The following is a 19,872-nucleotide window of genomic DNA, read 5'->3' on the forward strand; positions in this document are numbered from 1 at the left end:
CCAGTCTAACGGGGGCGGGCAAGGGCTTTTCCTGCGTCCGGGCGCCGCGGCCGGCGTCCGGGGCGCGAGCTGGGCGGATCGTTGCCCAGCGGGGTGCGGCCGGGCGCGATCCGGCCCAGGTCGTCCAGGGCCACGAGCTGGGCGGTCCAGGCGGAGTCGGCGCACGGCTGGGCGAGGAGCAGGGCCGCGCCCCGCCGCACGGCGCTCTCCGGCCGGAACGCACAGCCCCCGCGGGCGGGCAGCACCCAGCGCAGGTCCCCGTCGGCGGTGCGGTACGCGGTGACCCGGCGCGGGGTGACGACGGCCAGGATGCCGCGGCCGAGGGGGCGCAGCACGCCGGTGCCGCCCTGGGCCGGGAGCCACTCGGCCGCGTCGGGCAGCGCCCGGTGCCAGCGCACGGACCGGCCGTCGGTGTCGGTGAGCAGCCCGTCGTCCCAGAGCGCGATCGCCTCCCCGCGCGCGGGGAGCACGGCGAGCGGGCGGTGCCCCGCGCGCGCGTAGCGCCAGCGCAGCGCGCCGGTACGGCTGTCGAAGCCGGCCAGGGCACCGGCGTGCGCCCGCGCCGCCCACTCCGCCTGCCCGGGCCGGCCCTGCCCGCTGTTCAGCAGCCGGTCGCCGTAGGGAGCGGGCCTGAGATGGCGGGCCGCTCCGAGCAGACCGAGCGCGAGGAGCGCGACGAGGAGGCCGGCGGCGGCTCGGCGGAGCAGGGCGGGGGTGCGGGGCCAGGCGGGCGGCCCCGCACCGGAGGGGAGGGCCGCGGCGGCCGGGCGGGGGCGGGGGCCGCGGGGTGGAAGCGCCACCTTGCCCCCTCCTGGTCTCCACCGTCCGGATCAGGCGCCGAGCGTAGTCACCGCCGGCCGGGCCGGCGGGCTGTCCCGGCAGGTGCGGACGCGATGTCCCCCGTTCGGCGGTTCGCCCCGCGGCAGGGCTCCGGGCACCTTCGGCAGGGACGGTGTCGGTGGCGGCTGCGAGACTCGGGAACGCAGGGCGTAACCGGTGCGCGAAGGAGTGATCGGCATGACGGGCACGGGCGGCGGCGCACGACCGGGCATCTGTCCCACGTTGCTGTACGCGGACGCGAGGGCGGCGATCCGGCAGCTGACGGAGGCCCTGGGCTTCACCGAGCTGTCGGTGTACGAGACGGAGGACGGCACGGTGATGCACGCCGAGCTGGTCCAGGGCAACGGCGTGGTGATGATCGGATCCAAGGGCCGTGGCGGTGTCTTCGACACGGTGATGCGGGACGCGGGACCCGCCGGGGTGTACGTCGTGGTGGACGACGTGGACGCGCACCACCAGCGGGCCGTCGAGCACGGCGTGGAGATCCTGGTGCCCCCGACGGACCAGGACTACGGGTCGCGGGACTACATGGCCCGGGACGCCGAGGGCAACGTCTGGAGCTTCGGGACGTACGCCCCCGACCTCGGCGTCTGAGCCGCGGCCGCGCCACGCCCGCGCCGGCCCCCCTCGGCCGCCTCAGCCGCCTCAGCCGCTCCTCTGCGGCTCAGCCTCCGGTGTGCACCTGGAAGGCGGCCCGGCGGACGGCCTTGGCCAGGGCCGGGTCGGGGTGGGCGGCGGCGAGCGCGACCAGGACCTGCACGGTGCGCGGGTGGCCGACGGCGCGGACCTCGTCGAGCAGCTGGGGCACGGTGGGCTGCACCGCGGACTCCAGGTGCCGGACCAGCATCGGCGCCTCGCCGTGGTCGGCGACGGCGGCGGCGGTGTCCACCCACAGCCAGGTGGCCTCCTCCCGGGTGAGCACCTCGTGGGCGTCCTCCGGGTCGATGCCGTCGTGCTCGGCGAGCCACAGCAGCGCGTACGGCCGCAGCGCAGGCTCGTCCACGACGGACCGCACGTCGGGCTCGGCGGGGGCGCCGACGACGCGCAGCGCCTCGAAGGCCAGGCCGCGCAGCAGGGCGTCGTCGCCGCGGGCGGCGCCGATCAGCTCGGTGACGGCGCTGCCGACGGGGCGGGCGGCGAGCCAGGCGCGGTACTCGGCGCGGGCCGCGTTGGGGCGGAGCTGGGCGCAGCCGCGGAGCATGTCCTCGGCGGACTGCTCGATGTTGCCGGCCGGGCTCTGCGCGGCCACGCAGATCTGCTCCAGCTTGACCCAGACCGCCCAGTTGCCCAGCGGGGTGAGCGTGGCCTGGCCGTCGCCGTAGGTGAGGGCGCCGACGGCGGCGAGGGCGCTCAGCGCCCAGTCGAGCAGCGGGGCGAGCGGGGCGTGCTCGGCGGGTGCCGGGTCGGCCGGGACCGGGGATCCGGCGGGGCCGCCGGTGCCGGGCTCGTAGGAGACCTCGCAGCGTTCGGTGCGCAGTTCGGTGACCCGCTGCTGCAGCAGGTCGAGCAGCTGCTCGACCGGGACCGGGCCGGCGGACAGCTGGAGGAAGGAGAGCACCTGGGGCATGGCCGAGACGACCTCGGCGACCGCGGCCGGTTCGTGCCCGTCCGGTTCCGGGCAGGCGAGCGACCAGGCGTCGAAGAGGGCGACCCAGCCGCGCAGTACGGCGCTGTCGTCGCGGTCCCAGGCGCGCAGCCGCCAGCCGGGACGCGCGCTGTCGCCGTGCACCTCGACGAGTCCGGCGAGGCGGGCGGTGTCCCAGTCGGCGCGGACCTGAGCGGCGGTCAGGCCCAGTTCCGCGGCGGCGCGTTCGGCGGTGGCGGCGGAGAGGGTGGCCTTGCCGTCGGTGGTGGCACCGGCGCGGCCGGGGCCGAGGGCGGCATCGGCCCAGCGGGCGACGCGGGCCGCGCCGGCCAGCCTGGTGCGGGCCATTCCGGCCAGTTCGGCCGGGGCGGGTGTGCCCTCCGGCGGCCGGGGTGCGGGGCGCTGTGGGCGCCTCTGGTTCACAGCTCTGGGGGCGGCGGCCAGGGGTCGCGGTCGGACGAGTCGGAGCCTGGAGTCGCGCGGGATACGGGACGTCACGGGTGCAGTCTTCCGGTTGACGGTCCGAAAACCCAAACGGAATGTCACGGCGGGCTACCGGGCTGGCCAACGCACGGGGCGCGGGACGGGCCGTGGCGACCCGATCAGGCCATCGGTACGGTCTGAAACGGAATGCTTCGTGCCGGTGTCGGCCCGGTGGCGGCCGGATGCGTGCCGGGGGCCCGGGGGTCACATCAGCGGGGTCAGGAACCGGCGCAGCTGCTCCTCGTACTCCGCGGGGTCCGCGTTCCACATGGCCCCGTGCGGGGCGCGTGCGACGGTGTGCAGGGAGACGAGGCCGGCGCTGCGGTGGGCGAGCCTGCGGGAGAACTCGTAGGGGGCGACCTGGTCGTCCGGGCCGTGGACGATCAGGGTGGGGACCCGCAGCCGGTCGGCGTCGGGGGTCCCGGCGATCCGGTCGGCGTGCAGTCCGGCCCGGCCCTGCGCGGCCCGCACGGCGAGCGGCAGCAGCGACGGCGGGGTGTGCCGGGCCCGGGCCAGGGCGCGCAGCGTGGCCTCCCAGCTGAGCACCGGCGAGTCGAGGACGAGCCCGGCGACGCGGTCGCGGACGGCGGAGCGCTCGGCGGCGCGCAGGGCCATGGTGGCGCCGGTGGACCAGCCGAGCAGCACGACCCGGCGGGCGCCGTGCCGCAGGGCGTAGCGGATCGCCGCCTCGACGTCGCGCCACTCGGTCTCGCCGAGGTGGTTCAGCCCGTCCGGCGGGCGCGGGGCGCCGAGGTCGCCTCGGTAGGCGAGGGCGAGGACCGGCAGCCGGCGGCCGTGCAGGAAGCGCATGACGTTGAGGGCGTGTTCCCGGGTCGTGCCGAGGCCGTGCAGGGCGATCACCCAGGTGTTCCGGTCGCCGGGCACGAACCAGGCGGGCAGGGGTCCGAGCTCCCCGGGCACGTCGACGTCGGCGTGGTCCAGGCCGAGGGCGGCGCCGGGGTCGCCGACGTACAGGTTCGGGGTGAGCCACACCGCGTCGCCGGGGGCGAGGGTGCCGTGGGTGACGCGTTCCAGGCGGCGTACGACGGTGTCGGCGGTGTGCTCGGCCGCCTCCAGGACGGGGCCGACGACCGCGTGGGAGCCGTCGCCGGCCAGTCCGTAGGTGCCGGGGCGCAGGGCTGCCAGGTCGCGGGTGAGCGTGATCTGGCCTGCGGCCGTGCCGTGCACGGTGAGGCGGGGCTCGGTGGGCAGCGGACGCCCCGCGGGCGCCTTCAGCGCGGCGGCGCTGGCCAGCCGGCCGGCGACCACGGAAGCCGTGCCGGCCGCCAGGGCGGCGGTGAGTGCGGTGGCGGTCGCCTTTGCGGTGCGCACGGCTCCAGTGTCGGCGCGGACCGGCCCCCCGGCCAGCGGAAGCCGGGGGCGCGGCGCGCCGGTGCCGCGGATCCAACCCGGCCGGCTCGCGCCGGTGCGGCGGAGCAGGTCGAGCGGAGCGGTCAGGGCTCGGGGCGGGTTGCGGTGGGGCACGGGGTCACCTCCGTTGGCCGTATCCCTTCAAGCGTTCCCCGGCCTGCGCGAGTTGTGCCTCCGTGAGCAGGGACGGTGTCAGGCCCGGCACCGAGGACGCCGTCAGCCACAGCCGGCACATCCACTCCAGCTGGGCGGAGCGGTCGTAGGCCTGGTCGAGGGTGGCGCCGTAGGTGATCGTGCCGTGGTTCTGCAGCAGGCAGCCGGAGCGGCCGGCGAGGGCGCGGAGCATGTTCTCGGCCAGTTCGTCGGTGCCGTAGGTGGCGTAGGGGGCGACCCGTACGGGGCCGCCGAGGGCGCTGGTCATGTAGTGGACCGGGGGGAGCTCGGGCACGAGCGTGGAGACCGCGGTCGCGTGCACGGCGTGGGTGTGGACGACGGCTCGGGCGTCGGTGGTGCGGTAGACGGCGAGGTGCATGGGCAGCTCGCTGGTCGGTACGAGGGTGCCGAGCACCTGGCGTCCGGTGAGGTCGACGCCGGTGATGTCGGCGGGGGTGAGCCGGTCGTAGGGGACGCCCGAGGGGGTGACCAGCACCAGGTCCCCGATGCGGGCGGAGACGTTGCCGGAGGTGCCGACGACCAGTCCGTCGGCGACGCTGCGGCGCGCCGTAGCGACCAGTTCCACCCAGAGCCGTACCTCGTCCCGGTGTCCGTCGTCCGTGTGCAGAAGCGGTTCAGCCATGCGGTGATCCTGCCAGCCGGAGGTCCGGGGAGCGGGCGGGACGGCGGCTTCCGCCCGGAAACCGTGCGACCGAACGGGCGGATTTTATGACATACCCCTCAAAACCGCAGCAAATCGTCGCCCATTCGGTGATCGCCGGGTTTTTCAATGGTCCCTCTTGCCCATTGGACGACCGGCCCGCGGAGGAGCAGGCCGTCCGCCGTCCGCCGCCCCGGGGAGACGCATGGCCCGTGAACGCACCCTCGCCCGCCGCCGCGCCGCGGCTCTCGCCGCGGCCACGGCGGCCCTCGCCCTCGCCGGCCCCGCGCCCGCGTGGGCCGCGCCCGCAGGGGAAACGCCCGCCTGGGGGGCACCCGCCGGTCCGGCCGGACCACCGGCGTCGACGTCGGTGAACTCACCGAGGGCGGCCGGGCGGGCCGGGGCCGGCGCGTCCCCGCCGGCCACCGCCACCGGTTCCGCCCGGACGCCCGGGATCCGGCAGGCGCCCACGGTCCCGGACGCCGTCGCGGTGCCGGAGGCGGTGGAGGTGCCGGAGGCGGTGGGGTTGCCGGGCACCACCGGGATGCCGAGGGCCGGCGGCGGGCTGCCCCGGGGACACGACGTGTCGTCGCACCAGAAGCGGATCGGCTGGGCCGCCGCCCGGGCCCGGGGCGCCCGGTTCGCGTACATCAAGGCGACCGAGTCCACGGACTACCGCAACCCCTACTTCTCCGGGCAGTACACCGGCGCCCGCGCGGCGGGCCTGATCCGGGGCGCGTACCACTTCGCGCTGCCGGACCGGTCCTCCGGGGCCCGGCAGGCGGCCTACTTCGTGCGGCACGGCGGGGACTGGCGGGCGGACGGCTGGACGCTGCCGCCCGCGCTGGACGTCGAGTACAACCCGTACGACGCACGGCACAAGTGCTACGGGCTGGACGGGAAGGAGATGGTCCGCTGGATCCGGTCGTTCAGCGACGAGATCAAGCGGCTCACCGGCCGCCGGCCGGTGATCTACACCACGACCCAGTGGTGGAGGCTGTGCACCGGGAACAGCCGCGCCTTCTCCTCCTCGCACGCCCTGTGGATCGCCCGTCACGGCACCTCCCGGCCGGGCGCCCTGCCCGGCGGCTGGCGGTACTGGACGTTCTGGCAGTACGGCACCAAGGGCCGGCTGCCGGGTGACCAGAATCTCTTCGGCGGCTCCCTGAGCAGGCTGCGGGTCCTGGCCCGGGGCCGCTAGCCAAGGGGCGCCCGGGCCGGGAGGGGAGAGCGAAGCCTCGTACGCGCGTGACGGACATCCCCACGCCCGTCCCAGTTCATCTTCCGTTCACCCAGGTTGCCTACGTTCGACCAGCCAATGACCTCGAACGATTGCCTGGGTAAATGGAAAGCTTCTCGCTGATCCTCGCGATAGTGGTGGTAACCGCTCTCGCGTTCGATTTCACGAACGGTTTCCACGACACCGCGAACGCGATGGCCACCACCATCTCCACAGGCGCCCTGAAGCCGAAGATCGCGGTCGCCATGTCCGCCGTCCTCAACCTCGTGGGCGCCTTCCTCTCCGTGGAGGTCGCGAACACGATCTCCAAGGGTCTCGTCGACGAGACCGGCATCCGTCCCGAGGTCATCTTCGCCGCCCTGGTCGGCGCGATCCTCTGGAACCTGCTGACCTGGCTCGTGGGCCTGCCGTCCAGCTCCTCGCACGCCCTGATGGGCGGCCTGGTCGGCGCCACCGTCGCCTCCGCCGGCTTCGGCGCCGTCCACGGTGACGTCCTCGTCACCAAGGTGCTGCTCCCGGCCGTCGCCGCGCCGATCGTGGCGGGCCTCGCCTCGCTGCTGGCCACCCGGTTCTCCTACGGCGTCGGCGGCACCGCCGAGGGCGAGGCCACCCGCAAGGGCTACCGCGTCGGCCAGATCGCCTCCGCCGGCCTGGTCTCCCTCGCGCACGGCACCAACGACGCCCAGAAGACGATGGGCATCATCACCCTCGCCCTCGTCGCGGGCGGCTCGATCGCCCCCGGCTCCAACCCCCCCACCTGGGTGATCCTCTCCGCCGGCCTGGCCATCGCGCTCGGCACCTACATCGGCGGCTGGCGCATCATCCGCACCATGGGCAAGGGCCTGACCGACCTGGAGCCGCGCCAGGGCTTCGCCGCCCAGACCAGCGCCGCGACCGCCATCCTGGCCTCCTCCCACCTCGGCTTCTCCCTCTCCACCACCCACGTCGTCTCCGGCTCGGTGATGGGCGCGGGCCTGGGCCGCAAGGGCGGTGTGGTCCGCTGGTCGACCGCGACCCGCATGTTCGTCGCCTGGGCGCTCACCCTCCCGGCCGCCGCGCTGGTCGGCGCGGGCGCCGAGTCCGTCACCGACCTCGGTGACTGGGGCACCGCCGTGGTCGCCGTCTTCCTGGTCGCCGCGTCCGCCGCGATCTGGAAGATCTCCCGCCGCGAGGTCGTCGACCACACCAACGTGGTGGAGGAGACCGAGGAGCCGGCCGGTGTGGTCACCACCGCCATCGCCGCCGTGATCCCGCCGCCCACCGGCACGGTCGCCGCCGAGGTGGACCTCACGTTCCCGCAGCAGGCCACCGCGTCCGCCGAACCGGCCCCGGCCGCCCCGCCGGCCGCCGCGGTCTGACCCCGAGCACCCGGTTACCGAAGGAAGCACTATGAAGATCGACTGGGCAGCCCTGGGCTCCGTGTTCGGCGTCAGTCTCGTGGCCACCGTGGGCCTGGTGACCCTGTTCACGCTCGGCATCGCGGGCCTGAACCGGCGCGAGAAGGCCACGGCACAGGGGGGCTCCGCCGCCCTCGCCGTCACCGGCGCCTACCTCTGCTTCGCCGCCTGCGCGGCGGCGGTGGCGTACGGCATCAACCTGATCGTGGCCAAGGCCTGACCACACCACCGAAAGGCTCCCCGCACACGCCGTGCGGGGAGCCTTCGTCGTACCCCGGCAGACCCCGCACGCCCCGCGGTGTGGGGATCAGCACACTGTCCCCACGCAGGTCAAAGGCAAGTTGACGGCCGTTCCGGGCGCGTGGTGGACTGCCCAGGCCATCAACGGCGGCAGGAGAGGAAGCCGGTGCGAATCCGGCGCGGTCCCGCCACTGTCACCGGGGAAGAACCCCCGGGAGCCAGGAACTCTCACCGCCGATTCACGTCGAACCAGGGCGCGGACACCCTGAGTGAGGACACATATCGCCATGCTCGGCTGCCGATCGAGGACCAGCACCAGGCCTGTCGGGCCCGTTCCTGTGCCCACGGCCGGCTGAGCCGATGGGTGCCGATCGCACGTACGCGTACGGCGCCGCCGCCGGCGTCCTCGGCGACCTGCTCCTCGGCGATCCCCGCCGCGGACATCCGGTCGCTGCTTTCGGACGGGCGGCCGGGGCCGTGGAAGGCGCGTTGTGGCACGACCACCGCGGCTGGGGCGCCCTGCACACCACGGTGTGCGCCGGTGGCGCCGTCGCGCTCGGCGCACTCGCCGCACGCGCCGTACGCCCCTCCCCCACCGCCTCCGTCGCGCTGACCGCCGCCGCCACCTGGGCCGTCGTCGGCGGCACCTCGCTCGCCCGCGAGGCCCGCGCCATCGGGCGCGCCCTGGAGGCCGGGGACATCGACGCCGCCCGGGCCCGGCTGCCCCACCTGTGCGGCCGGGACCCGCAGGCGCTGGACGCCGACGGTGTCGCCCGGGCCGTGGTCGAGTCGGTCGCCGAGAACACCTCGGACGCCGTCGTCGGCGCCCTCGTCTGGGGTGCCGTCGCGGGGGTCCCGGGGCTCCTCGGGTTCCGGGCGGTCAACACCCTGGACGCGATGGTCGGCCACAAGTCCCCCCGCCTGCGGCGCTTCGGCTGGGCCTCCGCCCGCCTCGACGACGTCGCCGGCTGGCCGGGGGCCCGGCTGACCGCCGTACTCGCCGCCGCGGCCGGACCCGATCCGCGGGGTGCGCTGCGCGCCTGGAAGGCCGACGCGCGCCGGCACCCGAGCCCCAACGCCGGTCCCGTGGAGGCCTCCTTCGCGGGCGCCCTCGGCGTACGCCTGGGCGGGACGCTCTCCTACGGAGGGCGGGTCGAGCACCGGCCCGTCCTCAACGGCGCCGGCGGGCGGCCGGTCCAGGTCTGCGACATCGACCGGGCCGTACGGCTCTCCCGCCGCGTCGGCCTGCTCGCCCTCGCCGGCACGCTCGCCGCACGCCGGCTGCTGAAAGGACGCGGGAAGTGAACGGTGGTCTCCTCGTCGCCGGCACCACCTCCGACGCCGGCAAGAGCGTCGTGACGGCCGGCATCTGCCGCTGGCTGGTACGCCAGGGGGTGAAGGTCGCGCCGTTCAAGGCGCAGAACATGTCGTTGAACTCGTTCGTCACGCGCGAGGGCGCCGAGATCGGCCGGGCGCAGGCGATGCAGGCGCAGGCCTGCCGGATCGAGCCGACCGCGCTGATGAACCCGGTGCTGCTCAAGCCCGGCGGCGAGCAGAGCAGCCAGGTGGTGCTGCTGGGCAAGCCGGTGGGCGAGCTGAGCGCACGCGGGTACCACGGCGGGCGCCAGCAGCGGCTGCTGGGCACGGTGCTGGACTGCCTGGCCGAGTTGCGGGGCACGTATGACGCGGTGATCTGTGAGGGGGCGGGCAGTCCGGCCGAGATCAACCTCCGGCGGACGGACATCGTCAACATGGGCGTCGCACGCAACGCGCGGCTGCCCGTGCTCGTCGTCGGCGACATCGACCGCGGGGGCGTGTTCGCCTCCTTCTTCGGTACCGTCGCCCTGCTCTCCCCCGAGGACCAGGAACTGGTCGCCGGGTTCCTGGTGAACAAGTTCCGGGGCGATGTCTCCCTGCTGGAGCCGGGGCTGGACATGCTCCGGGACCTGACCGGGCGGCGGACCTACGGGGTACTGCCCTTCCGGCACGGGCTCGGCATCGACGAGGAGGACGGTCTGCGCGTCTCCCTGCGCGGCACCGTCCGGGAGTCCACCGTGACCCCGCCCGTCGGCGAGGACGTGCTGCGGGTCGCCGTGTGCGCGATCCCGCTGATGTCCAACTTCACCGACGTGGACGCGCTGGCCGCCGAACCGGGGGTCGTGGTGCGGTTCGTGGACCGGCCGGAGGAGCTGGCGGACGCCGACCTCGTCGTGGTCCCGGGCACGCGCGGGACCGTACGGGCGCTGGAGTGGCTGCGCGAGCGCGGGCTCGCGGACGCGCTGGTACGGCGGGCCGCCGAACAGCGTCCCGTCCTCGGGGTCTGCGGCGGCTTCCAGATCCTCGGCGAGCACATCGAGGACGAGGTCGAGTCCCGCGCCGGAGCCGTCCCGGGTCTCGGCGTGCTGCCGGTCCGGGTGCGCTTCGCCCGCGAGAAGACCCTCACCCGGCCCAGCGGCGAGGCCCTCGGCGAGCGGGTCGACGGCTACGAGATCCACCACGGGGTGGCCACCGTCGAGGGCGGCGAACCCTTCCTGGACGGCTGCCGGGTCGGCCAGACCTGGGGCACGCACTGGCACGGCTCGCTGGAGTCGGACGGGTTCCGCCGGGCCTTCCTGCGCGAGGTGGCCGCCGCCGCGGGCCGCCGTTTCGTGCCCGCGCCGGACACCTCCTTCGCCGCGCTGCGCGAGGAGCAGCTCGACCGGCTCGGCGACCTCATCGAACAGCACGCGGACACGGACGCGCTGTGGCGGCTCATCGAGTCGGGCGCGCCGCAAGGACTGCCTTTCATTCCACCGGGAGCGCCCGCATGAGCACAGTGTTGTTGTTGTCGACCGCCGACACGGATCTGCTGGCGGCCCGGGCCTCCGGCGCCGGCTACCGCATCGGCAACCCCACCCGGGTCGACGTCGCCGGAGAGCTGCCGGGCCTGATCGAGGGCGCGGACCTGGCCGTCGTACGGCTGCTGGGCGGCAAGCGGGCCTGGGAGGACGGGCTGGCCGCGCTGAAGGCGTCCGGCATCCCGACCGTGCTGCTGGGCGGCGAGACCGTGCCGGACGCCGAGCTGATGGCGGAGTCGTCGGTGCCGGCCGGTGTGGTCGCGGAGGCGCTGAAGTACCTGGTCGAGGGCGGTCCCGCGAACCTGCTGGAGCTGTCCCGGTTCCTGTCGGACACCGTGCTGCTGACGGGTGAGGGCTTCGAGGAGCCGCGGAAGATGCCGGAGTTCGGCGTCCACGGCGACCGTACCGTCGTCGACGGCCGGCCGACCGTGGGCGTGCTGTTCTACCGGGCGCACGAACTGAGCGGCAACACCGCCTTCGTGGACACCCTGTGCGAGGCGATCGAGGCGCAGGGCGCCAACGCCCTCGCGGTGTACTGCGGTTCGCTGCGCGGCGCGGACGCCGGGCTGTACGAGCTGCTGGGCCGTGCCGACGCGCTGGTGGCCACCGTGCTGGCGGCCGGCGGCACGCACGCCTCGCAGGCGTCGGCGGGCGGCGACGAGGAGTCCTGGGACGTCGGCGCGCTCGCCGACCTGGACGTCCCCGTGCTGCAGGGGCTCTGCCTCACCTCCTCGCGGGCCGCGTGGGAGGAGTCCGACGCGGCCCTGTCCCCGATGGACGCGGCGATGCAGGTGGCGATCCCGGAGTTCGACGGCCGGCTGATCACCGTGCCGTTCTCCTTCAAGGAGCAGGGCCCCGACGACGTGCCGGTGTACGTCGCCGACCCCGAGCGGGCCGCCCGCGTGGCCGGGATCGCCGTCAGGCACGCCCGGCTGCGCCACAAGCCGAACGCCGAGAAGAAGGTCGCCCTGGTCTTCACCGCGTACCCCACCAAGCACTCCCGGGTCGGCAACGCGGTCGGCCTGGACACGCCCGCGTCGGCGGTACGGGTGCTGGACGCGCTGCGGGACGCCGGGTACGGGCTCACCGAGTACCCGTCCGGCGGCGACGAGCTGATCCACCGCCTCATCGAGGCCGGCGGCCACGACGTCGAGTGGCTGACGGAGGACCAGCTGGCCGCCGCGCCCGCGCGGGTGCCGCTGGCCGACTACCGGGCCTGGTTCGAGAAACTCGACCCCGGGCTGCGGGACGCGATGACCGAGGCGTGGGGCGAGCCGCCGGGCGGCCTCTACGTGGACGGCGACGACATCGTGCTGGCCAGCCTCCGGTTCGGGAACGTCGTCGTGATGATCCAGCCGCCGCGCGGTTTCGGCGAGAACCCGATCGCGATCTACCACGACCCGGACATGCCGCCGTCGCACCACTACATGGCGGCGTACCGGTGGCTGGACCACTCCTTCGGCGCCGACGCGATCGTGCACATGGGCAAGCACGGCACGATGGAGTGGCTGCCGGGCAAGGGCCTCGGACTGGGCGCCGGCTGCGCGCCGGACGCCGTCCTCGGCGACCTGCCGCTGATCTACCCGTTCATCGTCAACGACCCCGGCGAGGGCACCCAGGCCAAGCGGCGCGGGCACGCCACGGTGGTCGACCACCTGGTGCCGCCGATGGCGCGCGCCGACACCTACGGCGACCTGGCCAAGCTGGAGCAGCTGCTGGACGAGTACGCGCTCGTCTCCGACCTGGATCCGGCGAAGGCGCCGGCCGTCCGCGCCCAGATCTGGACGCTGGTGAAGGCGGCCGAGCTGCACCACGACCTGCACGTGGACGAGCAGCCGGACGACGACGCGTTCGACGAGTTCGTCATGCATATCGACGGCTACCTGTGCGAGATCAAGGACGTGCAGATCCGCGACGGGCTGCACATCCTGGGCGGCGGCCCGGCCGGCGAACCACGGGTCAACCTGGTCCTGGCCGTGCTGCGCGCCTCGCAGGTGTGGGGCGGCCGGGCGAACGCGCTCCCCGGCCTGCGGGCCTCGCTGGCGGCCCACTTCGGGCTGGTGGAGAAGGAGCTGCTGGCCGAGCCGGGTGCCCCGGTGAAGGTGCCGGTGGAGCTGACGGACCTGGTCGACGGTCCCGCGCGGACCGCGTCCGACGCGATCGACCTGCTGGAGCAGCTGTGCCGGCGGATCGCCGAGGAGATGGAGGCGCGGGCGTGGGACCGCGCGGTCGTCCCGGCGGTCCTGCGGGGCGCGCTCGGCGCTGAACTCCCCGAGGCGGTCGCGGTGCTGGAGTTCGCGTGCGAGGAGGTCGTACCGCGTCTGGCGCGGACCACGGACGAGATCGGGCACATCCTGCGGGCCCTGGACGGCGGCTACGTCCCGGCCGGCCCGTCGGGTTCCCCGACCCGCGGTCTGGTCAACGTCCTGCCGACGGGCCGGAACTTCTACTCGGTCGACCCCAAGGCCATTCCGTCCCGGCTGAGCTGGGAGGTCGGCCAGTCGCTGGCGGACTCGCTGGTCGCACGCTACCTCCAGGACACCGGCGCGTACCCGAAGTCCGTGGGCCTGACGGTCTGGGGCACGTCCGCGATGCGCACCCAGGGCGACGACATCGCCGAGATCCTCGCGTTGCTGGGCTGCCGCCCGGTGTGGGACGAGGCCTCGCGGCGGGTGACGGGCTTCGAGGTGGTTCCCCTGGCGGAGCTGGGGCGCCCGCGCATCGACGTCACCGTCCGCATCTCCGGATTCTTCCGGGACGCGTTCCCGCACGTGGTCGGGCTGATCGACGACGCGGTACGGGCGGTGGCGGAGCTGGAGGAGCCTGCCGAGTCCAACTACGTGCGTGCGCACGTGGACGAGGACGCGGCCGAGCACGGTGACCGGCGGCGCGCGACGGCCCGTATCTTCGGCTCGAAGCCGGGGGCGTACGGCGCGGGTCTGCTGCCGCTGATCGACGCCCGGAACTGGCGCAGCGACGCCGACCTGGCCGAGGTGTACGCCGTCTGGGGCGGCTACGCCTACGGGCGCGGACTCGACGGGCGGGCGGCGCGCGGGGACATGGAGACGGCGTTCCGGCGGATCGCGGTGGCGGCGAAGAACGTCGACACGCGTGAGCACGACCTGGTCGACGCCGACGACTACTTCCAGTACCACGGTGGCATGGTCGCCATGGTGCGGCACCTGACGGGCGCCAACCCTGAGGCGTACGTGGGCGACTCGGCCGTGCCGGACCAGGTGAGGACCCGGACGCTGGGCGAGGAGACCCACCGGGTGTTCCGGGCCCGCGTGGTCAACCCGCGCTGGATGGCGGCCATGCGCCGGCACGGCTACAAGGGCGCCTTCGAGATGGCGGCGACCGTGGACTACCTGTTCGGCTACGACGCGACGGCGGGCGTGGTCGACGACTGGATGTACGAGAAGCTGAGCGCGGAGTACGTCTTCGACCCGGAGAACCGGGACTTCATGAAGAAGTCCAACCCGTGGGCGCTGCGCGGCATCACCGAGCGCCTGCTGGAGGCGGCGGACCGCGGGCTGTGGGCGGAGCCGGACGCGGACACGCTGGAGCGGCTGCGCGCCACCTACCTGGAACTGGAAGGCGACTTGGAGGGCGACCAGTGACCACCCCGTTCCCGTTCACGGCCGTCGTCGGCCAGGACGACCTGCGGCTCGCGCTGCTGCTGAACGCCGTGTCGCCGGCGGTCGGCGGCGTGCTGGTGCGCGGTGAGAAGGGCACCGCCAAGTCGACGGCGGTGCGGGCGCTCTCGGCGCTGCTGCCCCCGGTGGCCGTCGTGCCCGGGTGCCGGTTCTCGTGCGACCCGGCCTCGCCCGATCCCTCGTGCCCGGACGGCCCGCACGAGGCGGGCAACGGCACCGAGCGGCCCGCGCGGATGGTCGAACTGCCCGTCGGCGCCTCCGAGGACCGGCTGGTCGGCGCGCTGGACATCGAGCGGGCGCTCGCGGAGGGCGTGAAGGCCTTCGAACCGGGCCTGCTGGCCGACGCGCACCGCGGGATCCTCTACGTCGACGAGGTCAACCTCCTCCACGACCACCTGGTGGACCTGCTGCTGGACGCGGCGGCGATGGGGGCCTCGTACGTGGAGCGCGAGGGGGTGTCCGTGCGGCACGCCTCGAAGTTCCTGCTCGTCGGCACCATGAACCCGGAAGAGGGCGAGCTGCGGCCGCAGTTGCTGGACCGGTTCGGGCTCACCGTGGAGGTCGCGGCCTCGCGGGAGCCGGAGCAGCGGGTGGAGGTCGTCCGGCGCCGGCTGGCGTACGACGACGACCCCACCGCCTTCGCCGCCCGCTGGGCCGACGAGGAGGCCGCCGTGCGGCAGCGGATCGTCGCCGCACGGGCGTTGCTGCCCTCGGTGCGGCTGGGCGACGGTGCGCTGAAGCAGATCGCGGCGACCTGTGCGGCCTTCGAGGTGGACGGCATGCGCGCCGACATCGTCATGGCGCGGACCGCCACCGCGCTGGCCGCGTGGGCCGGGCGGACCGATGTGCTCGCCGAGGACGTGCGGCAGGCGGCGCTGCTGGCGCTGCCGCACCGGCGGCGGCGGAACCCGTTCGACGCGCCGGGTCTGGATGAGGACAAGCTGGACGAGACGCTGGAGCAGTTCGCCGGGGACGACGAGGACCGCGGGAACGACGGGGACGGCGGCGACGACGGGGACGGCGACGAGGATCCCGACCCGGACGGTCCCGGCGGCGGCGGTGGACGGCCGCAGCCCGACCCCGGCCCGCAGGGCGACGGGGGCGATGCCGCCCGGCCCGAGGCCGGTGAGGGCGGCCGGCCGCAGGCGTCCGGCGGGCAGGAGCAGTCGGCCGTGCGGTCCGCCGAGCCGTTCCGGACCAGGGTGCTGAGCGTGCCCGGCATCGGTGAGGGCGCGGCCGGCCGGCGGTCCCGGGCCCGGACCGAGCACGGGCGGACCACGGGGGCCCGCCGGCCGCAGGGGGCGCTGACCAAGCTGCACCTGGCGGCGACCGTGCAGGCCGCCGCGCCGCACCAGCGGGCGCGCGGCCGGTCCGGACCGGGACTGGTCGTGCGCCGGGACGATCTGCGGCAGGCCACCCGGGAGGGGCGCGAGGGGAACCTCGTGCTGTTCGTCGTGGACGCCTCCGGGTCGATGGCCGCACGGCAGCGGATGAGCGCCGTCAAGGGGGCCGTGCTGTCGCTGCTGCTGGACGCGTACCAGCGGCGGGACAAGGTGGGGCTCGTGACGTTCCGGGGGGCGGCGGCCGAGGTCGCGCTGCCGCCGACCTCGTCCGTCGACGCCGCCGCCGTACGGCTGGAGTCGCTGCCGACCGGGGGGCGTACGCCGCTCGCGGCCGGGCTGCTCAGGGCGCACGAGGTGCTGCGAGTCGAGCGGCTGCGGGACCCGGCGCGGCGGCCGCTGGTGGTCGTGGTGACGGACGGGCGGGCCACCGGTGGTCCGGAGCCGCTGCTGCTCGCCTCCCGGGCCGCCGGGCTGTTCGCGGCCGAGGGGGTCGCCTCCGTGGTCGTGGACTGCGAGTCGGGGCCGGTGCGGCTGGGGCTGGCCGGGAAGCTCGCGGGTGAGCTGGGCGGGACGGCCGTGACGCTGGACGAGCTGCGTGCGGACTCGATCGCCGGGCTCGTGAAGGGGATGCAGAGCAGGAGGGCCGCGTAATGCCGCAGGGACAGCCGAGTGTCGTACCGGACGACGGCCTGACGACCCGTCAGCGCCGCAACCGTCCGCTGGTCGTCGTGCACACGGGCGTCGGCAAGGGCAAGTCCACCGCCGCGTTCGGACTCGCGCTGCGCGCCTGGAACCAGGGGTGGCCCATCGGGGTGTTCCAGTTCGTCAAGTCGGCGAAGTGGAAGGTCGGCGAGGAGAACGCGCTGCGGGTGCTCGGCGCCTCCGGCGAGGGCGGCACCGTCGACTGGCACAAGATGGGCGAGGGCTGGTCGTGGGTCCAGCGTGACGCGCAGATGGACAACGAGGAGAAGGCCCGCGAGGGCTGGGAGCAGGTCAAGCGTGACCTGGCCGCCGAGACGTACCGGCTGTACGTGCTGGACGAGTTCGCGTACCCGATGCACTGGGGCTGGGTCAACACCGACGAGGTCGTGGAGGTGCTGCGGAACCGGCCCGGTACCCAGCACGTGGTGATCACCGGGCGGAACGCGCCGGAGAAGCTGGTGGACCTCGCCGACCTCGTCACCGACATGTCCAAGGTCAAGCACCCCATGGACGTGGGGCAGAAGGGCCAGAAGGGCATCGAGTGGTGACCTCCGTCCCCCGGCTGGTCGTCGCCGCGCCCTCCTCGGGCAGCGGCAAGACCACCGTCGCCACGGGGCTGATGGCCGCGTTCGCCGCGCGGGGGCTCGCCGTGTCCCCGCACAAGGTCGGGCCGGACTACATCGACCCCGGGTACCACGCCCTCGCGACCGGGCGGACGGGACGCAACCTGGACGCGTACCTGTGCGGACCGGAGCTGATCGCTCCGCTGTTCCTGCACGGGGCGCGGGGGTGCGACCTCGCCGTGGTCGAGGGTGTGATGGGGCTGTACGACGGGGCCGCCGGCGAGGGCGAGCTGGCGTCCACCGCGCACGTCGCCAAGCTGCTGGGGGCTCCGGTCGTGCTCGTCGTGGACGCGTCCTCGCAGTCGCGGTCGGTGGCCGCGCTGGTGCACGGGTTCGCTTCCTGGGACCCGCGGGTGCGGGTCGGGGGCGTGATCCTGAACAAGGTCGCCTCGGACCGGCACGAGGAGCTGCTGCGGGAGGCACTGGACTCGGCCGGGGTGCCGGTGCTGGGCGCGCTGCGCAGGGTTCCCCGGGTGGACACGCCGTCCCGGCACCTGGGGCTGGTGCCGGTGGCCGAGCGGCGGTCCGACGCCGTGGACGCGGTGGCGGAGATGGCCGCGCAGGTGGAGCGCGGATGCGACCTGGAAGCTCTGCTCGCACTGGCGCGGAGCGCGGGAACGCTGTCGTGCGCCGCCTGGGAACCGCCCGTCACCGCGGCGACGACCCGTGAGGTGGTCGCCGTCGCCGGCGGGTCCGCCTTCACCTTCTCCTACGCCGAGCACACCGAGCTGCTCACCGCCGCCGGGGCCGAGGTCGTCACCTTCGATCCGCTCCGGGACGAGCGGCTGCCCGAGGGGACGGCGGGGCTGGTCGTCGGGGGCGGGTTCCCGGAGGTGTACGTCCAGGAGCTGTCCGCCAACGAGCCCCTGCGCAGGGCCGTCGCCGAACTGGCCGGCTCCGGTGCGCCGGTCGCCGCCGAGTGCGCCGGGCTGCTCTACCTCTGCCGCGAGCTGGACGGGCAGCCCATGTGCGGGGTGCTGGACGCGACCGCGCGGATGTCCGATCGGCTGACCCTCGGCTACCGGGACGCCGTGGCCGTCGGCGACAGTGTGCTGGCGGAGGCCGGGACGCGGATGCGGGGGCACGAGTTCCATCGCACCGTCGTCGAGCCGGGTGCCGGTGCCGCTCCCGCCTGGGGTGTGCGGGGCCCGGCCCGGCGGGTCGAAGGTTTTGTACAGCAGGGCGTGCACGCGAGCTATCTGCACACGCACTGGGCGTCCCGGCCCGGTGTCGCCCGTCGGTTCGTCGAGAGGTGCCGGACGTCATGAGCAGCAGGCTGATCGGGGTAGGGGTCGGTCCCGGGGATCCGGAGCTGGTGACCGTCAAGGGGGTCAACGCGCTGCGGGCCGCCGATGTCGTCGTCGTACCCGTGATGGACACCGGTGAGCGGGGCCGGGCCGAGGCGACCGTGTCGCACTACGTGCCCGGGGACAAGGTCGTCCGGGTGGTGTTCGCGCTGAACGAGCGGACGGACCGGGCGCGGCGGGAGGCCGCCTGGGACGCGGCGGGCGAGCGGGTCGCCGGGCTGCTGCGGGAGCACGGCACGGTCGCCTTCGCCACCATCGGCGATCCCAACGTGTACTCGACGTTCACCTATCTCGCGCAGACCATCGGGGAGCTGGTGCCGGGTGTCGTCGTGGAGACGGTGCCGGGGATCACCGCCATGCAGGATCTCGCGGCGCGTTCGGGTGCCGTGCTGACCGAGGGGACCGAGCCGCTCACCCTCGTACCGGTGACCGCCGGGTCGGCGGTGCTGAAGGAGGCGCTGGCCGGGCCGGGGACGGTCGTGGCGTACAAGTTCGGGCGGCAGGCCGCCGAGGTGGCTCAGGCGCTGCGGGAGACGGGGCGGCTCGGGGACGCCGTGTGGGGGTCGGCGCTCGGGCTGCCGGAGGAGTCGGTGCGGCCGGCCGCCGAGCTGGACGGGGCGGCCCTGCCGTACCTGTCGACGCTGATCGCGCCCCCGCGGCGCGACGGCGGACGGGGCGGGAAGCTGTGACTGCGCCCGGGTCAGCCGGTGACGCCCACCACCAGCCAGATGAACGCCGCGCCCGCGACCGTGCACAGCAGGGTGGAGCGGGCGGGGTGGTCGTGGTGGGCCTCGGGGAGGATCTCGGCCGCGGCGAGGTAGAGCAGGGCGCCGCCGAAGAGGCCGAGATAGCCGCCGAGGAGGCCCTCGGGGACGGTGAGGAACGCGGACGCGGCGGCTCCGGCGACGGGGGCGACGGCGTCCGCGAGGAGCATGGCGAGGGCCTTGCGGCGGTCGTTGCCGTAGAGGCTGGTGAGGGTGAAGGTGTTGAAGCCGTCCGCGAAGTCGTGGGCGATGACGGCGAGCGCGACCGCGGTGCCCATGCCGCCGCCCACCTGGAAGGACGCGCCGATCGCCACGCCGTCCATCAGGCTGTGCCCCACCATCGCCGCGGCCGCCGTCAGACCCACCTCCGGGGCCCTGTGGTCGTGTTCGGCGGCGCCGTGCGCGGCGCGGCGGGCCGCCAGCAGGCGTTCCACCAGATGGGCGAGGAGGAAGCCGGCCACGAACAGCAGGAGCGCGGCCGGGACGCCGTAGACCTCGGTGCCCGCTGCCCGGAGGGCCTCCGGCAGCAGGTCCAGGCCGACCACGCCCAGCATCAGCCCGCCGGCCAGGCCCAGCACCAGGTGGCGGCGGTCGGTCACGCGCTGTGCCGTCCAGCCGCCGGCCAGCGTCATGAGGAACGCGCCGAGCGCGACGAAGACCGCCATAGCCC

General features: G+C 74.8%; 16 protein-coding genes and 1 riboswitch. Of the genes, 11 read left to right on the plus strand and 5 right to left on the minus strand.

Annotation, left to right across the window (positions count from 1 at the left end; all coding sequences use genetic code 11):
* Positions 1-5 precede the first annotated feature (5 nt).
* Complete coding sequence (locus tag ACZ4VF_RS07955; RefSeq protein ID WP_467923837.1) at positions 6-800, minus strand: hypothetical protein; 795 nt, start codon at positions 798-800, stop codon at positions 6-8.
* A 217-nt stretch (positions 801-1,017) separates the two neighbouring features.
* Here ACZ4VF_RS07955 and ACZ4VF_RS07960 point away from each other — a divergent pair, with 217 nt between their 5' ends.
* Positions 1,018-1,434, plus strand: coding sequence for a VOC family protein (locus ACZ4VF_RS07960; RefSeq protein ID WP_467923838.1), 417 nt, complete (start codon positions 1,018-1,020; stop codon positions 1,432-1,434).
* Between the two features lie 70 nt (positions 1,435-1,504).
* Here the strand turns inward: ACZ4VF_RS07960 and ACZ4VF_RS07965 are convergent, their stop codons facing one another.
* From ACZ4VF_RS07965 to ACZ4VF_RS07975, 3 genes are all read right to left on the minus strand, one after another.
* A complete protein-coding gene (locus tag ACZ4VF_RS07965; RefSeq protein ID WP_467923839.1) occupies positions 1,505-2,923 on the minus strand; it encodes a hypothetical protein in 1,419 nt (472 codons plus the stop codon).
* 189 nt (positions 2,924-3,112) lie between these two features.
* A complete protein-coding gene (locus ACZ4VF_RS07970; protein ID WP_467923840.1) occupies positions 3,113-4,240 on the minus strand; it encodes an alpha/beta hydrolase in 1,128 nt (375 codons plus the stop codon).
* 157 nt (positions 4,241-4,397) lie between these two features.
* On the minus strand, positions 4,398-5,075 hold the full coding sequence (locus ACZ4VF_RS07975) for a class II aldolase/adducin family protein (RefSeq protein ID WP_467923841.1): 678 nt from the start codon (positions 5,073-5,075) through the stop codon (positions 4,398-4,400).
* 526 nt (positions 5,076-5,601) lie between these two features.
* Here ACZ4VF_RS07975 and ACZ4VF_RS07980 point away from each other — a divergent pair.
* From ACZ4VF_RS07980 to cobI, 10 genes are all read left to right on the plus strand, one after another.
* Positions 5,602-6,294 carry a GH25 family lysozyme gene (locus ACZ4VF_RS07980; protein WP_467925564.1) on the plus strand — a complete coding sequence of 231 codons (693 nt, stop codon included), beginning with the start codon at positions 5,602-5,604 and terminating at the stop codon, positions 6,292-6,294.
* 143 nt (positions 6,295-6,437) lie between these two features.
* The gene (locus tag ACZ4VF_RS07985; RefSeq protein ID WP_467923842.1) at positions 6,438-7,691 is read left to right on the plus strand and encodes an inorganic phosphate transporter; all 1,254 of its coding nucleotides are present in this window, start codon (positions 6,438-6,440) and stop codon (positions 7,689-7,691) included.
* 31 nt (positions 7,692-7,722) lie between these two features.
* Positions 7,723-7,950: a hypothetical protein gene (locus ACZ4VF_RS07990; protein WP_467923843.1), complete on the plus strand. Its 228-nt coding sequence runs from the start codon at positions 7,723-7,725 to the stop codon at positions 7,948-7,950.
* Between the two features lie 127 nt (positions 7,951-8,077).
* Positions 8,078-8,218: riboswitch (cobalamin riboswitch) on the plus strand.
* A 112-nt stretch (positions 8,219-8,330) separates the two neighbouring features.
* Positions 8,331-9,275 carry a cobalamin biosynthesis protein gene (locus ACZ4VF_RS07995; protein ID WP_467923844.1) on the plus strand — a complete coding sequence of 315 codons (945 nt, stop codon included), beginning with the start codon at positions 8,331-8,333 and terminating at the stop codon, positions 9,273-9,275.
* On the plus strand, positions 9,272-10,780 hold the full coding sequence (locus tag ACZ4VF_RS08000; RefSeq protein ID WP_467923845.1) for a cobyric acid synthase: 1,509 nt from the start codon (positions 9,272-9,274) through the stop codon (positions 10,778-10,780). Before ACZ4VF_RS07995 ends, ACZ4VF_RS08000 begins: the two co-directional genes overlap by 4 nt.
* Positions 10,777-14,427, plus strand: a complete 3,651-nt coding sequence (cobN, locus tag ACZ4VF_RS08005) for a cobaltochelatase subunit CobN (protein ID WP_467923846.1) — start codon at positions 10,777-10,779, stop codon at positions 14,425-14,427. Before ACZ4VF_RS08000 ends, cobN begins: the two co-directional genes overlap by 4 nt.
* Positions 14,424-16,457, plus strand: coding sequence for a putative cobaltochelatase (locus tag ACZ4VF_RS08010; protein WP_467923847.1), 2,034 nt, complete (start codon positions 14,424-14,426; stop codon positions 16,455-16,457). The genes cobN and ACZ4VF_RS08010 overlap by 4 nt, the downstream gene beginning before the upstream one ends.
* A complete protein-coding gene (cobO, locus tag ACZ4VF_RS08015; protein WP_467923848.1) occupies positions 16,457-17,056 on the plus strand; it encodes a cob(I)yrinic acid a,c-diamide adenosyltransferase in 600 nt (199 codons plus the stop codon). Before ACZ4VF_RS08010 ends, cobO begins: the two co-directional genes overlap by 1 nt.
* Positions 17,050-18,399, plus strand: coding sequence for a cobyrinate a,c-diamide synthase (locus tag ACZ4VF_RS08020; protein ID WP_467923849.1), 1,350 nt, complete (start codon positions 17,050-17,052; stop codon positions 18,397-18,399). The genes cobO and ACZ4VF_RS08020 overlap by 7 nt, the downstream gene beginning before the upstream one ends.
* Positions 18,396-19,127, plus strand: coding sequence for a precorrin-2 C(20)-methyltransferase (cobI, locus tag ACZ4VF_RS08025; RefSeq protein ID WP_467923850.1), 732 nt, complete (start codon positions 18,396-18,398; stop codon positions 19,125-19,127). Before ACZ4VF_RS08020 ends, cobI begins: the two co-directional genes overlap by 4 nt.
* A gap of 11 nt (positions 19,128-19,138) precedes the next feature.
* On the opposite strand, the gene ACZ4VF_RS08030 is transcribed toward cobI, so the two are convergent.
* Positions 19,139-19,867, minus strand: a complete 729-nt coding sequence (locus ACZ4VF_RS08030; RefSeq protein WP_467923851.1) for a ZIP family metal transporter — start codon at positions 19,865-19,867, stop codon at positions 19,139-19,141.
* Between the last annotated feature and the right edge of the window lie 5 nt (positions 19,868-19,872).

Source organism: Streptomyces sp. NPDC029151, from assembly GCF_055564315.1.

Coding starts and splice junctions, on each gene's coding strand:
- cobN (WP_467923846.1), top strand. CDS start 10,777: ATGAGCACAGTGTTGTTGTTGTCGACCGCCGACACGGATCTGCTGGCG.
- ACZ4VF_RS07975 (WP_467923841.1), bottom strand. CDS start 5,075: ATGGCTGAACCGCTTCTGCACACGGACGACGGACACCGGGACGAGGTA.
- ACZ4VF_RS07990 (WP_467923843.1), top strand. CDS start 7,723: ATGAAGATCGACTGGGCAGCCCTGGGCTCCGTGTTCGGCGTCAGTCTC.
- ACZ4VF_RS07985 (WP_467923842.1), top strand. CDS start 6,438: ATGGAAAGCTTCTCGCTGATCCTCGCGATAGTGGTGGTAACCGCTCTC.
- cobI (WP_467923850.1), top strand. CDS start 18,396: ATGAGCAGCAGGCTGATCGGGGTAGGGGTCGGTCCCGGGGATCCGGAG.
- ACZ4VF_RS08030 (WP_467923851.1), bottom strand. CDS start 19,867: ATGGCGGTCTTCGTCGCGCTCGGCGCGTTCCTCATGACGCTGGCCGGC.
- cobO (WP_467923848.1), top strand. CDS start 16,457: ATGCCGCAGGGACAGCCGAGTGTCGTACCGGACGACGGCCTGACGACC.
- ACZ4VF_RS07995 (WP_467923844.1), top strand. CDS start 8,331: ATGGGTGCCGATCGCACGTACGCGTACGGCGCCGCCGCCGGCGTCCTC.
- ACZ4VF_RS07960 (WP_467923838.1), top strand. CDS start 1,018: ATGACGGGCACGGGCGGCGGCGCACGACCGGGCATCTGTCCCACGTTG.